The organism is Paenibacillus zeisoli, from assembly GCF_003994465.1.
In the GTDB taxonomy this organism is placed as follows: domain Bacteria; phylum Bacillota; class Bacilli; order Paenibacillales; family Paenibacillaceae; genus Fontibacillus; species Fontibacillus zeisoli.
In genome coordinates this window covers 1-16047 of record NZ_RZNX01000014.1, presented here as the reverse complement: position 1 = coordinate 16047, position 16047 = coordinate 1, and the positions used below count along the sequence as shown (strand labels likewise).

General features: G+C 48.2%; 15 protein-coding genes. 1 reads left to right on the top strand and 14 read right to left on the bottom strand.

Annotated features, from left to right (window positions below; all coding sequences use genetic code 11):
• Window positions 1-13: 13 nt before the first annotated feature.
• The 6 genes from cysS to EJP77_RS19310 all read right to left on the bottom strand — a co-directional run bounded on the left by cysS (window position 14) and on the right by EJP77_RS19310 (window position 6438).
• Window positions 14-1417, bottom strand: a complete 1404-nt coding sequence (gene cysS, locus EJP77_RS19335; protein ID WP_127200911.1) for a cysteine--tRNA ligase — start codon at window positions 1415-1417, stop codon at window positions 14-16.
• Between the two features lie 67 nt (window positions 1418-1484).
• Window positions 1485-2162, bottom strand: coding sequence for a serine O-acetyltransferase (cysE, locus tag EJP77_RS19330; RefSeq protein ID WP_127200910.1), 678 nt, complete (start codon window positions 2160-2162; stop codon window positions 1485-1487).
• 414 nt (window positions 2163-2576) lie between these two features.
• Window positions 2577-4037, bottom strand: coding sequence for a glutamate--tRNA ligase (gltX, locus tag EJP77_RS19325; RefSeq protein ID WP_127200909.1), 1461 nt, complete (start codon window positions 4035-4037; stop codon window positions 2577-2579).
• Window positions 4038-4094: 57 nt separating this feature from the next.
• On the bottom strand, window positions 4095-4577 hold the full coding sequence (gene ispF, locus EJP77_RS19320; RefSeq protein ID WP_127200908.1) for a 2-C-methyl-D-erythritol 2,4-cyclodiphosphate synthase: 483 nt from the start codon (window positions 4575-4577) through the stop codon (window positions 4095-4097).
• Window positions 4574-5293, bottom strand: coding sequence for a 2-C-methyl-D-erythritol 4-phosphate cytidylyltransferase (ispD, locus tag EJP77_RS19315; protein WP_127200907.1), 720 nt, complete (start codon window positions 5291-5293; stop codon window positions 4574-4576). The genes ispF and ispD overlap by 4 nt, the downstream gene beginning before the upstream one ends.
• Window positions 5294-5352: 59 nt before the next feature.
• Window positions 5353-6438: a PIN/TRAM domain-containing protein gene (locus EJP77_RS19310; protein WP_127200906.1), complete on the bottom strand. Its 1086-nt coding sequence runs from the start codon at window positions 6436-6438 to the stop codon at window positions 5353-5355.
• A 213-nt stretch (window positions 6439-6651) separates the two neighbouring features.
• Here EJP77_RS19310 and EJP77_RS19305 point away from each other — a divergent pair, with 213 nt between their 5' ends.
• A complete protein-coding gene (locus EJP77_RS19305; RefSeq protein WP_127200905.1) occupies window positions 6652-7047 on the top strand; it encodes a nucleoside triphosphate pyrophosphohydrolase family protein in 396 nt (131 codons plus the stop codon).
• A gap of 84 nt (window positions 7048-7131) precedes the next feature.
• Here the strand turns inward: EJP77_RS19305 and pssA are convergent, their stop codons facing one another.
• The 8 genes from pssA to EJP77_RS20750 form a co-directional block, all read right to left on the bottom strand.
• The gene (gene pssA, locus EJP77_RS19300) at window positions 7132-7866 is read right to left on the bottom strand and encodes a CDP-diacylglycerol--serine O-phosphatidyltransferase (protein WP_127200904.1); all 735 of its coding nucleotides are present in this window, start codon (window positions 7864-7866) and stop codon (window positions 7132-7134) included.
• A 53-nt stretch (window positions 7867-7919) separates the two neighbouring features.
• Window positions 7920-8996 (bottom strand): DNA integrity scanning diadenylate cyclase DisA, encoded by a 1077-nt coding sequence (gene disA / locus EJP77_RS19295; RefSeq protein ID WP_127200903.1) that lies wholly within the window; start codon window positions 8994-8996, stop codon window positions 7920-7922.
• A gap of 13 nt (window positions 8997-9009) precedes the next feature.
• The gene (gene radA, locus EJP77_RS19290) at window positions 9010-10377 is read right to left on the bottom strand and encodes a DNA repair protein RadA (RefSeq protein ID WP_127200902.1); all 1368 of its coding nucleotides are present in this window, start codon (window positions 10375-10377) and stop codon (window positions 9010-9012) included.
• A 199-nt stretch (window positions 10378-10576) separates the two neighbouring features.
• Window positions 10577-13018, bottom strand: a complete 2442-nt coding sequence (clpC, locus tag EJP77_RS19285) for an ATP-dependent protease ATP-binding subunit ClpC (protein ID WP_127200901.1) — start codon at window positions 13016-13018, stop codon at window positions 10577-10579.
• 58 nt (window positions 13019-13076) lie between these two features.
• Window positions 13077-14135, bottom strand: a complete 1059-nt coding sequence (gene mcsB, locus EJP77_RS19280; protein WP_127200900.1) for a protein-arginine kinase McsB — start codon at window positions 14133-14135, stop codon at window positions 13077-13079.
• Between the two features lie 12 nt (window positions 14136-14147).
• Window positions 14148-14669 (bottom strand): protein-arginine kinase activator protein McsA, encoded by a 522-nt coding sequence (gene mcsA, locus EJP77_RS19275; RefSeq protein WP_127200899.1) that lies wholly within the window; start codon window positions 14667-14669, stop codon window positions 14148-14150.
• A 29-nt stretch (window positions 14670-14698) separates the two neighbouring features.
• A complete protein-coding gene (locus EJP77_RS19270; protein WP_127200898.1) occupies window positions 14699-15160 on the bottom strand; it encodes a CtsR family transcriptional regulator in 462 nt (153 codons plus the stop codon).
• Window positions 15161-15738: 578 nt separating this feature from the next.
• Window positions 15739-15906: a hypothetical protein gene (locus tag EJP77_RS20750; protein WP_185897403.1), complete on the bottom strand. Its 168-nt coding sequence runs from the start codon at window positions 15904-15906 to the stop codon at window positions 15739-15741.
• Window positions 15907-16047 lie beyond the last annotated feature (141 nt).

The following is a 16047-nucleotide window of genomic DNA, read 5'->3' as shown; positions in this document are numbered from 1 at the left end:
TCACCAGCACCTGTCATTTGCGGCGCCACCGCATACCCTGCGGCGTATCCTCAAGCACAATGCCCTGAGCATCAAGCAGATCCCGGATTTCATCGGCACGTGCCCAGTTTTTATTTTTACGTGCTTCGGTTCGCTCCGTAATCAGCCGCTCAACGTCTTCGGAAGGCAGCTCTGCGCTCTCATCCGTATATATCCGCAGAACTTTATTCATCTCATCGAACACTTGTTTTGCGGCAATCAGATCCGCGCTGCTTACAACCGCTTGCTTGAGCAGGCTGTTCACTTCGTTCACCCATTCAAATATAGCTGTGATGGCATCAGGGGTATTGAAATCATCCTGCATTTTATCATGGAACAGCTTACGGATCTCAGCGAGCTTAGCTACCAGCTCAGGGGCTGCTTCGCCGCCTGTATCTCCGACTGCCTTAAGACGATGATTCAAGTTAACTACCGCATTGGCGATACGCTCTATGCTTTTCTCCGCTTGTTCCATAGTCTCTTCCGAGAAGTTCAGCGGATTGCGATAATGGCTGGACAGCATGAAGTAACGGATGGCTTCTCGTTTGTACATATTCCGAAGGTCCTTGACTAGGATGCCATTGCCGAGGGACTTCGACATCTTTTCCCCGCTGATATTAATGAACCCGTTATGCATCCAGTAATTCGCGAGCGGCTTGCCTGTAACGGCTTCAGACTGGGCTACCTCGCACTCATGGTGAGGGAACTGCAGATCCTGACCGCCCCCGTGAATATCAAGAGTATCCCCGAGCAGCTCGCGAGCCATCGCAGAGCATTCGATATGCCAGCCAGGTCTGCCATCGCCCCATGGACTAGACCAATAAATTTCGCCCGGCTTGGCGGCTTTCCAGAGAACGAAATCCTGCGGATTTTCTTTACGCTCATCCACATTGATTCGAATTCCGAATTGAAGCTCATCGATATTCTGGTGGGACAGCTTGCCGTATTCCTCGAATTTGCCAGTACGATAAAAGACGTCACCCCCCTGCTCATAGGCATATCCTCTGCGCTCAAGCTCCTTGATAAACTCAATAATCAGAGTCATATTCTCCGTAACCCGCGGATTAGAGGTAGCCCGTGGAATCCCGAGTCCATCCAGGTCCTTATAGTAAGCTTCAATAAATGTCTCGGCGACCGCAGGGACTGTGGTGCCCATCTCGTCCGCTTTGCGGATCAGCTTATCGTCGACATCGGTGAAGTTCACGACGTAATTCACGTCATATTCCAGAGCCTCGAGATAGCTGCGAACCACATCAAAGAAAATAGCCGGACGCGCGTTCCCGATATGGATATAACCGTAAACGGTAGGTCCGCATACATATACCTTAGCTTTGCCCGGTTCCTGACTGACAAACCTTTCCTTCTTGCGGGTTAGCGTATTATAAATGTGAAGTGCCATACTAACATCCTTTCATTTCTCAAAATACCGGCCAGCAACACCCGGCGGCTTTCTTATATCCTGCAGCTTACCCCTTGTCTCCGTGAGACAGGACTTCCGCATGTAACTCTGCTCGTTCTTTCTTCAAATTTCGGAGCTCCTCTTGAAGCTCCTCTATCTCACGCTGTAGCACCCGCATCGTATCTACCACCGGATCGGGCAGCTGGTGGCTGAGCCGGTCCATACGCACGCCCCCCTGCTTAACCACTTTACCAGGGATCCCTACAACTGTACTGCCCGGAGGTACCTCTTTTAGAACAACAGAGTTGGCTCCTATATTGCTCTGAGCTCCCACTGTAAAGGAACCCAGAATTTTAGCTCCCGAACCTATAACCACATTATTGCCAATCGTGGGGTGTCTCTTGCCTTTTTCTTTGCCGCTTCCGCCAAGAGTGACGCCTTGATAGATAACCACATCATCCCCAATTTCACAGGTCTCTCCAATGACAACACCCATACCGTGGTCAATGAATAGCCGATTCCCAATCGTAGCCCCCGGATGAATTTCGATCCCGGTAAAGAAGCGGCTGGCCTGGGAAATAATACGAGCAATGGAGAACCATTTTCTCCGGTAAAAAGCATGGGCAATCCGGTGACTCCATATGGCATGCAGACCGGAATAGGTGAAGACGACTTCAAACCAGCCCCGTGCCGCGGGATCATTATCAAGCACTGCTCCAATATCTGATCTCATCTTCTTAAACATAAATTATGCCCTCCTCCCCCGGTAAGTCCCTGTCTATACTAAAAAAGCGCCCCTGCAGCTTTCGCTGCAGAGACGCCTTACACGCGGTCCCACTCTGCTTAAATACCACAGTCTCTGCATAACAGAGCTCGGCATTTCTCTCAAACGTCCTTAACGCGGACGATGCGGCAGAATCTACCCGCGCACCTTAGCGCGCTCAATTCCACAGCTCCCGGGTGCATTTCCGCCGAATGCATTTAGATAACTCTCAGCCTGGCAGCCGCTGGGCCACCGGTTATCTTCTCTGAAAAATACATCAATTAGCGTACTTCTCCCGATCTGTGCTTTTAGGTTGTAATTAAAGATGTAACTGTTCAATAGCTTTCTTCTATATTAACCAAAAGAAAACGAACTTACAAGATGGATTTGCTTCGACTAAGCCCCGCGAATCTGGGATTTAAGACGATCCAATACCCGATCCTTACCCAGAAGGTAAATCGTCTGGTTCAGGTCACGCCCATGCATCTGTCCAGTGAGCGCAACGCGGATAGGCATAAACAGCTGTTTGCCTTTGTAGCCTGTCTCCTTCTGAACTTCCTTAATCAACACAGCCACGCTTGCAGCCGAGAATTCCGGTGCTTGTTCTACCTTGCTAAGGAAAGCCTGGAGCACTTCAGGCACCTGAGGTTCTGATAATATAACTGCAGCCTCGGCATCAAGCTCCAGATGTGTACGGAAGAACAGTTCAGACAGTTCAACAATATCCGATGCCGATGTCATTTGCTCCTGATAGAGCGCAACGAGCGACTTGGCCCAGCTGAGCTGTTCGTCTGTAAGCTCTGCCGGAAGCCGGGACGCCTTCTGAAGCTGTGGAATGGCAAGAGCCGCAATCCGTTCCGGATCCGAGTTCTTGATGTAAGTGTTGTTGATATGAGCCAGCTTGTTCGTGTCAAAGACCGCCGGACTCTTCGAAAGCCGGTTTGCATCAAAGATCGAGATGAGCTGCTCCTGGGAGAAAATCTCTTCTTCTCCTTCTGGAGACCAGCCTAGTAATGCAATAAAGTTAAACATCGCCTCTGGCAGGTAGCCAAGCTGGTCGTACTGCTCGATGAACTGAATCACCGATTCATCACGCTTGCTCAGCTTCTTATGATTCTCACCCACGATCAAGGTCATGTGGCCGAACTTTGGCGGCTCCCAGCCAAATGCTTCATAGATCATCAATTGACGCGGCGTGTTGGAAATATGGTCTTCCCCGCGGAGCACGTGGGAGATCTTCATCAGGTAATCGTCCAGCACAACGGCAAAGTTGTAAGTTGGGATGCCGTCTTTCTTCACAATGACGAAATCTCCGGATATGTTAGACTCGAAGGAGATCGGTCCTTTTACCAGATCATCAAAGGCATAGGTCTTGTTCTCGGGAACACGGAACCTGATGCTTGCTGCGCGGCCTTCGGCCTCAAAGGCCTTCTGCTGCTCCTCCGTCAAATCGCGGTGTCTGCCGGAGTACCGGGGCGTCTCTCCTTTGGCAATCTGCTCTTCCCGCTCCTGCTCTAGCTCTTCTTCCGTACAGTAGCAGCGGTAAGCCAGACCCTTGTCCAGCAGCTCCTGCCAGTACTGACGATAAATATCAAGTCTCTCCGTCTGGCGGTAAGGGCCGTAATCCCCGCCTACATCAACACTCTCATCCCAGTTGATCCCCAGCCATTTCAGGTACTTCAGCTGGCTTTCTTCCCCGCCTTCAATATTGCGTTTTACATCGGTATCTTCAATCCGAATAATGAATTTGCCACCCAGATTGCGGGCGAACAAGTAGTTGAAAAGAGCTGTTCTTGCATTACCAATATGTAAATGACCCGTTGGACTCGGCGCATACCGCACACGAACTTCTGTCATTGAAATCCCCTCCGCGTACTAATTATAATAAGTTCTTTTTCCATCCGTATCCCACGATCATAGCATACCTTTAACGAGGCAGACAACACACTGAGCAGCAATGCCCTCGCCACGTCCCGTGAAGCCCAACTGCTCCGTTGTCGTTGCTTTCACATTGACCTGATCATCCTGCGCACCCAGGGCGGAAGCAATCACCTCTACCATTTGTGGAATATAAGGAGCCATCTTTGGACGCTGTGCAATAATCGTAGCATCAAGATTTCCGAGTACATAACCTTTGTCCAGAGCTTTCTCCCAGACTTCCTTCAGAAGCTTCAGACTATCTGCATCCTTGAATTCTGGATCGGTATCAGGGAAATGCCTTCCGATATCCCCCTCCCCGATAGCCCCCAGAATGGCATCGCTGATCGCATGCAGCAGTACATCCGCGTCGGAATGACCCAGAAGGCCTTTGTCATAAGGAATTGTCACTCCGCCGATAATGCAGGGTCTTCCTTCTACCAGCTGATGTACGTCAAATCCTTGTCCTACTCTAATCATGTCAACCTCTCCCCATTTCTTTTCTTCTGTCTGATGAAATCGGCATAATCCAAGTCTTCAGGCGTAGTGATCTTGATGTTGCTGTAACTGCCTTCAACCACCTTGACAGGAACCCCTATCCGCTCAACCAGCATGGAATCATCGGTCCCCAGGAAGCCTTCCTCCATCGCCTTTTCATGCGCCCTCCGTAGATCGGAATGCCGAAAAGCCTGTGGGGTTTGAATAGCCCACAAGCTGCGGCGATCAGGGGTAGAAGTCACATAAGCCTGATCATTCACCTGCTTGACCGTGTCCTTCACGGGCACAGCCAGGATGGATGCTCCCTCTCGTACAGCGGCCTCATAGCATGCCGTGATCTGAGCTTCCGAGACGAAGGGTCTTACCCCGTCATGGACGAGGACCCATTCGCAGTCCGTTTCAAGCAGTCCTTTATAAACCGAGTGCTGGCGCTCAGCCCCGCCCGGTATCACTTTTACTGTATGTTCCAATGGGTACGCCTTGACCCAATCCTGGCATCTGGGTACATCCTGCTCTCCGGTTACAAGCACAATTTCCTTGATAAAAGGAAGCCTGTCAAACGCTTCAAGCGTATGAACGAAGATGGGCTTGTCCTCAAGCATCAGGTACTGCTTGCTCTCCTTGGTCCCCATGCGGGTTCCCCTGCCGGCAGCCACCACGATGACCGCTGCTTCCTGATTGTTACTTTCCACTGTCATCCCTGCCCCGCAAGTATAATAAGCGGCTGTCTTGATCAGCCTTCCTAATCATACCGTGTTTACTGGGCTTTTTCCAACAGTTTCGGTTTGGCAAAAATCATCCGGCCCGCCGAGGTCTGCAGCACACTGGTCACGAGCACCTCGGTCACCGTACCAATGTAGTCCCTGCCTCCTTCAACTACAATCATCGTGCCATCATCAAGGTAGGCTACGCCTTGTCCATGCTCTTTGCCATCCTTGATCACCTGAACCATGATCTCCTCCCCAGGAAGGACGACCGGCTTAACCGCATTAGCCAAATCATTGATATTCAGCACGGATACGCCCTGGAGCTCACAGACCTTGTTCAGATTGAAGTCGTTGGTTACGACTTTGCCCTGCAGAACCTTGGCGAGCTTGACCAGCTTGCTGTCCACTTCGGAAATATCCTCGAAGTCCCCTTCATAGATCAGCACCTTCACATCGAGTTCCTTCTGGATTTTGTTCAGAATATCGAGACCCCGGCGACCACGGTTCCGCTTGAGCAGGTCTGATGAATCCGCGATATGCTGGAGCTCCTCAAGTACGAACTCCGGAATGACGATGGTCCCCTCGATAAATCCTGTTTTGCAGATATCCGCGATCCGTCCATCTATAATGACACTGGTGTCCAAAATCTTGTGTTCTTGTGTCCATGCCTCTTCTTCCCGGGCAGAGCCCCATTTCCCCGATTTCCAAAGTGAGGAGAGCTCGTCCTTCTTCTCCATACCGACACGTAAACCTATATAACCGCAGAGCCAAGTGAAAACAAGCTGAACAGCCTCTCTAAGGCTTCCAAGCCACGATAATCCGGGGTAGACCATTAACGAAAGTAGAAGTCCCGCAGTAAGACCTGCCGTACCCGCAGCCAAATCCCCCATAGGAATTTGGGTTAAAGCCTGAATCCCTGCACGAATCCGTCTGGACAACGTCTCCGCAAATAATGAAAATAGGAACATAAAGAGACTGGCTCCGAGCACCGCAAAAAGCAGATGTCCACCGAAAGGGCCTATTCCATCCAGCCAGTCTTGCATTGAAGCAGGCAGAAGATCAACCAAATTTTGCGAAGTGTAGCCGGACCAAGCCCCAATCAGACCCGCTAGAATTAGAAAAGTTCTCTTTAACATATGTTCCTTCACCTCCTTAAATTTTTATCTCGCTCTTTATCCAGTATGATCCATTTTTTGCAGAGGTAATCCAGTGAATGGAACTTTTTTTTCCCAGGCCTGGCACAGTGTTGAGTCTCCCGGACCCTACTGGCCCTGCGATTTCAGCTTGAAATGGCATCAAAGCGTGGACTATAATGAACTCAATTCATAAAATAAGGTGGATGGACAATAATGAGCACACTTAGCTTACAGTCTTTTCAAGAACAAGTTTCCGAACTGCTACTCCGTCACCGCAGTCTGCTGGATGTCCTATCTAAGAATGGTCAAAGTAATTCTTCTGTCATTCGTTCGGTAACCAAGGCTGTAACCGAGTGCGGATGTATCGAACTGCATGCAACCAAGCAAACCTTTGAACCCAGCTTTAACCTGGAGCAGGCCAAAGAAGTGGTCGGCAAGCATGTTCAAGGTGAACTTTGCGAGAACTGTAAGGAAGCCATTAGCGCCGAGCTGGGACGCAACCTGTTCTATATGTCCGCTCTATGCAATCTGCTCGATATTAATATGGATGAAGTCGTAGAGAGAGAATCGAAGAAATGCTCAACGCTTGGGCTGTTCAACTTATCGTAAGCCTTTATACACAGCAAAAAGCACCGAATCCCAAAATGGGATTCCGTGCTTTTTTTATTTATTACGGGTACCTGCAGAATTGAATCAATGCTTAGAGCGGTAAGGCTCCTCGGAAGAGTGCGTATGCGAATTCCGACCTCGTCTACCGAACAATCTTTCGACATTCTGCTTAATACCGTATAAGGCATAAATGACTAGTGGAACAAATATCAATTTGGTCAATTGATCCGGAAATCTAACAGCTACTACAACAGCTACCACTACGACCCAAGGGGCGAACCAAAGGGCTTTTCTCGGCAGGCCGATCTTCTTGAAATTCGGATATCTAACGGAACTGACCATCAAATAAGAAAGCAAAAGCATCGCTATGATGAAATAAGGGGCTGTAATCTCTTTATGAAATAAGGACAGTGTGGCAAGCACGCTCCCCGCAGCGGGAATCGGAAGGCCTATGAAGTAACCCGGAATTCCCGGCTTCACATTGAACCTTGCCAAACGAAGTGCACCGCACATCGGGAAAATCGCAGTTACAATCCATGCCAGCGCATCAGGCATGCTTTGAAAGGAAATCGTATACATCAATAGCGCAGGTGCGATTCCGAAGGAAATCACATCTGAGAGAGAATCGAGTTCTTTTCCAAATTCGCTTTGACAATTAAGGGCACGGGCAACACGTCCATCCAGACCATCGAGCAGCATCGCAACAATAATCATAATCGCTGCTAAACTGTACTTCCCGTTAAATGCCAGCATAATCGCGACCATTCCGAGAAACAAGTTACCTAAGGTAAACATGTTCGGAATCGATTTAGTAATCATCTCTTCACCTCATATATATTATGCCTCAGGATCATCCTTTGATTGTATGGGAATTAGATTTGTCTGTCAATGAATACTTGTTCCTGAAGGCGTTTCAATCCATCTTTAATAGTACGTGCTCGAACCTCACCAATCCCATCCACTTCATCCAGTTCTTCTATGGAGGCGATCATAACTCCCGGCAGATGCTCGAAACGCTCAATGAGATTATGGATAATGACATTGGGCAGGCGAGGGATCTTATTGAGCACCCGGTAACCCCGCGGAGAAATAAGCTCTTCGGAGGATGCGGCAGATGCAGGATAGCCAAGCAGACGGGAAATATGAACAACGTCCAGCAGTTCTTCATCAGAAGAACGCTTAAGCCCCATGATAAGCTCACGGATATATTCCTCTTGATCTTCACGGGCATAATCCTTATACAGCAGCCAAGCTTCCTCTTCCATATTGCTGACCAGCTCTTCCATCTGCATACTGATCAGACGGCCTTCCGTACCCAGCTCATTAATGAATCGTTTGATCTCCAACTTAATGCGGATGACCATTTCAACCCGCTGAATCACATTGATAACCTCAGGCAAAGTAACGAGCTCCTCGAATTCCGAGGCCGTCAAATTTGTAAGAGATTGATTCAACACAGATCTATATTTCTCTAGGGTTTGAATCGCTTGATTCGCTTTGGTTAGAATCACGCCGATTTCCTTAAGAGCATAGCGCAGGCTGCCTTGATATAGCGTGATGATATTCCGACGCTGGGAAATGGATACAACCAGCTTCCCGGTTTGTTTGGCAACCCGCTCTGCGGTACGGTGACGAATCCCTGTCTCTGCAGACGAGATGGAAGAGTCGGGAATAAGCTGGGTATTCGCATACAAGATCCGCTTCAAATCCTCGCTTAGTATGATGGCGCCGTCCATTTTGGCAAGCTCATACAAATAGTTCGGAGAGAAGTCACAGTTAATGGAGAAACCTCCTTCAACCACCTCCATCACTTCCGGACTATAGCCAACCACAATCAACCCGCCCGTCTTGGCCCGCAGCACATTCTCAAGACCGTCCCTGAATGCGGTCCCGGGTGCCACAAGCCTAAGCAAATCGTTCATTTTCTCCAGTTGGTTCGGTTCTTTCATCTTCAAGTGCCCCCTAATTTAACGCAACAGCTAATGCCTCTGCAACCGTATTTACTCCGATCAATTGTATTCCCTTCGGGCTCTTCCAGCCCTTTAAGCTCTTCTCCGGAAGAATAACTCTTTTGAACCCTAACTTCTGCGCTTCTCTTACCCGCTGTTCTGCCCGGGAGACTGCCCGAACCTCCCCAGTCAATCCGACCTCCCCAAAGATCACATCATCAGGCTTGGTGGGAATATCGCGGAAACTGGATGCAATACTTACCGCAATCGCCAAATCAACTGCGGGCTCATCCAGACGCACACCGCCAGCTACGTTAACGTAAGCGTCCTGAGTCTGGAGGAACATGCCCATTCTTTTCTCAAGAACGGCAATTATGAGATTCATCCGGTGATGATCTACGCCGGTTCCCATACGTCTTGGCGACGGGAAATGGGTCGTGGAGATCAGAGCCTGCAGTTCAACCAGCATTGGGCGGGTTCCCTCCATGCTGGCTACAACGGTAGAGCCCGCTACGCCAAGAGGCCGCTCGGAAAGAAACAATTCCGATGGGTTAACCACTTCCGTCAGCCCGACTTCATTCATTTCAAATATGCCGATCTCATTGGTCGAACCAAAGCGGTTCTTAACCGCGCGAAGCAGACGATAGGAATGATGGCGCTCACCTTCAAAATAAAGCACACAGTCCACCATATGCTCAAGCAACCTGGGACCCGCAATAGCCCCCTCCTTGGTAACATGACCCACAAGAACGGTAGCAATCCCCTGCCCCTTCGCAATACGCATAAATCTTGCCGTACACTCCCGAACCTGGGAGACACTCCCTGGTGCGCTTGTCACTTCAGGCAGATATACAGTTTGAATCGAATCGATGACCAGAAAGTCGGGTGATACACTTTCAATCGCCTCTTCAATACTGTCCATGTTGCTCTCACACAGTACGAAGAGCTCTGCGGATAAGGCACCCAAACGCTCTGCACGAAGCTTGGTCTGCTTTACAGATTCCTCCCCAGAGATGTATAGAACCCGTAGTCCCGCTTTGGCCATCTCGTATGAGGTCTGAAGCAAGAGTGTGGATTTTCCGATACCCGGATCTCCACCGACTAGAACCAGGGAGCCGGGAACCACTCCACCACCCAGCACCCTGTTCAATTCTCCAATCCCCGTCTGAACGCGAGGCTCCTTGCCGCTTTCTATATTAATTATGGGCTGGGCCTTTTCTTTAGTCTGAAAAAGCCCCGACGTCAACCCCTGGGTCTTAACCACTTTCTCGGTTTCCTCCACCATGGTATTCCAGCTGCTGCAGCCCGGACATTTACCGTACCATTTAGGGGATTCATAACCACATTCCGTACAATAGAACTTGGTCTTAATTTTGGCCATGTACCTCTCCTTAACCAACCTGAAAATTTTCAAACGATACTACTTTTTCCATTCGACAATCAAAGTTTAACATTTATATTGTTTTATCGTAAAGTTTTAATGAAAATGTTAGAACAAACAGCAAAAGGCTGCGTCACTCGAACACAGGTTCGAGCGACATTCAGCCCCTTATCTATAAATATTATGCAAATTGTTCACTTTAATTAGGTGATAAAGTACCTGTTCTGTTAACGGTAAGTGCGCCATTTTCCTCGTCAATAACAAGGGAATCGCCTTTCTTCACCGTACCCGTTAAGAGCTCTTCGGATAACCGGTCTTCAATATGCTTTTGAATGGCACGGCGCAGCGGACGCGCTCCATAAGCTGGATCGAATCCTTCCTTAGCAAGGAAAGCTTTCGCTTTGTCCGTAAGAAGGAAGTCCACATCGTATTCACGAAGACGTCTGCGAAGCTCCTCGGACATGAGCGTAACAATCTCCGCAATATGCACCTCTTCCAGAGAGTGGAACACAATAGTCTCATCAATCCGGTTCAGGAATTCAGGACGGAAGCTCTTCTTAAGCTCTGCCATCACTTTATCCTTCATCGTACTATAATTGGCCCCTGCATCGCTTACTGCGGTAAAGCCGAGTGTTGTGTTCTTCTTGATCACATCAGCACCCACATTGGAGGTGAGAATGATCAGTGTATTACGGAAGTCAACAACACGACCTTTGGAGTCTGTAAGACGACCATCTTCCAGCACTTGAAGCAGGATGTTGAACACCTCTGGGTGAGCTTTCTCGATTTCGTCTAGCAGGACTACGGAATAAGGCTTGCGGCGAACTTTCTCTGTCAGCTGACCGCCTTCTTCATAGCCTACATATCCCGGAGGAGCTCCGACCAGACGTGAAGTCGAGTGTTTCTCCATATACTCGGACATGTCGATCCGAATTACCGCATTCTCGTCACCGAACATTGCTTCAGCGAGTGCGCGGGCAAGCTCTGTTTTGCCTACCCCTGTTGGTCCCAGGAAGATAAATGAGCCCATTGGACGTTTAGGATCTTTAAGTCCGGCACGTGCCCGGCGTATTGCCCGGCTCACTGCTTTTACAGCCTCTTCCTGACCAATAACCCGTTCATGGAGAATCTGCTCCATGTTAAGGAGGCGCTCAGTTTCCTCTTCCTTCAGCTTGCTTACAGGAATCCCGGTCCAGCTTGCTACAACCTGTGCAATATCCTCGGGAGTTACCTCGGAATCGGTACGTCCTTGTTTTTCTTTCCATTGATTCTTCGTTACATCGAGCTCTTCACGAATCTTCTGCTCGGTATCACGAAGGGCGGCAGCCTTCTCGAATTCCTGGCTTTGAACAGCTGAATCCTTCTCCTTGCGGATATCATCCAGACGGTTCTCAAGCTGTTTGAGATTAGGCGGCACAGTGTACGAATTGAGCCTTACTTTGGAGCCTGCCTCGTCAATAAGGTCAATGGCCTTATCCGGCAGGAACCGATCTGGGATATATCGGTCAGACAACTTCACTGCCTGTTCGATAGCCTCATCTGTAATTTTCACCCGGTGATGAGCTTCATAACGGTCACGAAGACCATGCAGGATTTGGATCGCTTCTTCTGGAGATGGCTGATCGACTGTAATCGGCTGGAAGCGGCGCTCGAGCGCAGCGTCCTTCTCGATATATTTGCGATATTCATCCAAAGTAGTTGCACCAATGCACTGTAGTTCACCACGGGCCAAAGCCGGCTTCAAAATATTGGAGGCGTCAATGGCGCCTTCAGCACCCCCTGCACCGATAAGGGTATGCAGCTCGTCAATGAACAGAATAATATTGCCTGCCTGGCGAATTTCGTCCATGATTTTCTTCAAACGGTCTTCAAACTCACCGCGATATTTGGTACCTGCAACTACTGAGCCCATATCGAGAGTCATAACTCTCTTGTCACGAAGTGTCTCTGGGATCTCGTTGTTAATAATCTTTTGAGCAAGGCCTTCGGCAATTGCCGTTTTACCTACCCCAGGTTCTCCGATAAGAACCGGGTTATTCTTAGTCCGGCGGCTCAGCACTTGAATTACACGCTCAATTTCCTTACTGCGCCCAATAACCGGGTCCAAGCTGCCTTCTTTGGCTATAGCCGTCAGGTCACGAGCCAAGCTATCCAGCGTTGGGGTATTCACATTGGCCGGAGCTCCGTGATGACTGGATACCGCTTCACTGCTACCAAGCAGCTGCAGTACTTGCTGACGCGCTTTGTTAAGGCTGATTCCAAGGTTGTTCAATACGCGGGCTGCAACGCCTTCTCCTTCACGGATAAGACCGAGCAGGATATGCTCAGTTCCTACATAGGTATGGCCAAGCTTGCGGGCTTCGTCCATCGAGAGTTCAATAACTTTCTTGGCACGAGGCGTATAAGCAATATTCGTTGGCTGTTCTTGACCGCGGCCGATTAGGGTTTCTACCTCATCTTGAATTTTCTCGAGCCCAAGACCTAGACCAATCAGGGCTTTGGCGGCAATGCCTTCCCCTTCACGAATAAGACCCAGCAGTATGTGTTCAGTACCAATGTTATTATGCCCCAAACGAACTGCTTCCTCTTGAGCCAAAGCCAGCACTTTCTGTGCGCGTTCCGTAAATCTTCCAAACATCATATCCCCTACACCTCCATGATTGGTAAAAATCTGGTTCTCCAATTAAACACTATTGCATTTATTTACCCAATTTCTCACGAATGAGCTTGGCCCGGTACATATCCCGCTCAGCGCGATCCATGTGTTCATTAAATATCTTTTGCAAAAATCCCGACTGTGTCAGTACTGTTAGTTCATTCAGCTGCGAAGCCGTAAGGTGATCAATGAGCCCCAGATCAATTCCGAGTCTGACATCGGACAATCGCTGAGCCGCTTCCTTGGAATCAATAATTGCAGCATTGGACAAAATCCCGTAGGAGCGCATTACCCTGTCCGTCATCCGCAGCCGCGACTCCATAAGCAGCTTCTGCCTTGCCGTCTTCTCATGCTCGATAATCTGTAAGACAACGCCATGCAGATTCTCAATGATTTCAGACTCACTTTGTCCCAGTGTAATCTGATTTGAGATTTGAAACAAGTTACCCATGGCCTCACTACCTTCGCCATATATCCCGCGAACCGTTAACCCAACCTGCGATACCGCCGATAAAATCCGGTTGATCTGCTGCGTTAGTACTAAAGCGGGAAGGTGCATCATGACCGAAGCTCTAAGTCCAGTTCCTACATTAGTAGGACAACTGGTCAGGTAACCTCTTTTGTCGTCAAAAGCATAATCCACATGAGCTTCAAAAATATCATCCACTGCCGTTGCACGTTCCCAAGCTTCCTGAACGTGGAATCCTGGATACAAGCACTGAATGCGCAGATGATCTTCTTCGTTGATCATAATGCTTAGGCTTTCATCTTCACTAATGAGAACCGCTCCATTGCGCGATTCAGTAGCAAGATTAGGGCTGATTAAATGTTTCTCAACCAGAATTCTTCGATCCAGATCATCCATATCATCCAATGGCAGGAAATGCAGCACTCCGTATTGACTCAAACGGTCGTCTTCAAGCACGGCCTTGAGCCTTGTCAACACTTCTTCCGATTGTTGGTTCGTCGCCAGCATGGGAAAAGCAAGATGTTGAAGGTTCCGCGCAATCCTTACCCGGCTGCTGATGACAATATCGGATTCATATCCTCTATGTCTCATCCATTCACTAAGCGGCTGTTCTGTAAACCGGAGATTAGGCATAACGCATTCCTCCTACTCTGATGAAATGTCTTTCTCAAGTTCTCTAATCTCATCCCGAAGCTTGGCTGCCTTCTCAAATTCCTCTTCGGCAATTTTTTGTTGAAGCTCCTGCCTAAGGCCTTCGATCTTGCGTTTAGCTTGAATATGGCTTCCTACTCGGACAGGAACCTTTCCCATATGGGTCGTGTTCCCGTGTACCCTTTTGAAAAGGGGGTCAAGTCGATCATTAAAATATTTATAACAGGAGCTGCAGCCGAACCGTCCCACTTTACTGAACTGGGAATAGGTCATCCCGCATTCCTTACATTGAAGATTCTCTGTATTCTTGCCTACCAGCTGCCCTTTTCCAGTTGGGCCAATATCCAGAAGACCCGACAACAGACTGTGAATCGAAAAGCCTCCTGAGGTCCCAGGTATCATCTCGCCTTTTTCTCTCGCGCACGCTTCACAAATATGAAATTCCGTCTTCTCGCCATTTACAATTTTAGTAAAATGAAGCGAAGCCGGACGCTTACCGCATTCTTGACAAAGCACAAGATGTCCCTCCTTTATTCCTGGCCTAATTATTTGACTAATAAAGAAATCAACATGGCCTTCATAATTCTGGCACGAAGCTCATCCCGATAAGGCAACTTGAGCGCCAATACTTCTCTTGAAGTCACTGACCTCATCAAATTAGCTTCACGCTCGGTAATGATTCTAGCCTCTAGCAATTGATAGATCAGCCCTTCTGCAGCAGCTTGACCCATTTCATTTCCAATGGTCTGATGCAGATGAGTATGCAGCGAAGTGGGTCCAGGAAGTTCAATCTTCCTTATTCTGACGTACCCGCCGCCGCCCCGCTTACTTTCTACAAGGTAACCCTTCTCCAAAGTAAATCGAGTACTGATTACGTAGTTAATCTGGGAAGGTACACAGGAGAATTTATCGGCTAAATCATTGCGCTGAATCTCAATGGTTCCTTCAGGACTTTCATGCATAATACTCTTGAGATATTTCTCAATAATATCGGAGATATTCCGCATTCACTCATCCCTCCACTGTAGAAGCGTTTAGCCATTACGAAACGGCAAAATGATCTCCTGATAAAAGTCACACTGCTTTTAAATTAGATGCCTACTTTTAACCTATTGAATAATAAATTGGGTTAAAGAAATGATTGCTTAATACCAAGTTGACTTTGACTTTCTTTGACCTTGAATTTATTATATCATATTTTCCTCATTTGCCAAGAGTCCTTTTTAGATCTCGTCTAAATTCCTTTGGCAGATCCGGGCTCTTAATGAAAGTCCTTACCAAGTCCGTTGTATTCAGCCCTAAATATACTTTACCCATCCTGCAACGTGTCCATTCGATTCAATAGCTTTTTTACTCTAGTCGCTCTTTTTGCTTAGCAGCCAGTTAAAAACAAAACCGCATGCTCAGGCTCTAACCAACCGGCGAGAACCCTGTATTAATTGTATTGCTCTGATCCAATTCTTTGTGTGTGTCCTAAACTAATGACTTAAGGTAAATTCCATCGATTCACTTTAGTTTCCGTCTTGATAAAGTAGGCAAACAAAAAACCGCCAGAGCTTTCTGACGGTTCTTAGCTGGTTATAAGTTAGTCTCCTTCTTTTTCCTCAGGCACATCATACTTATTCATATGTGCTGTAATGGCTTCTACAGCTTCGTTAACATCCGTTGTCGCCGGAACTGCCTTGACCTCATCCTCCGTTTTATCCAAAAAGTTCTGATGATCCGCACGAATAGCTTCAATCTTGTTGCTCATCTGTAATCAACCTCCTAAATTTAAAAGTGCCATCTTATTGTGTCAGAATTAGCTGAATCTATACCCCTAAGAGTGCTGCTCATGTGATTAAAGTAATTTAGTGCACAAAAAAAGCCTTACCGATTATATCGGTAAGGCTTA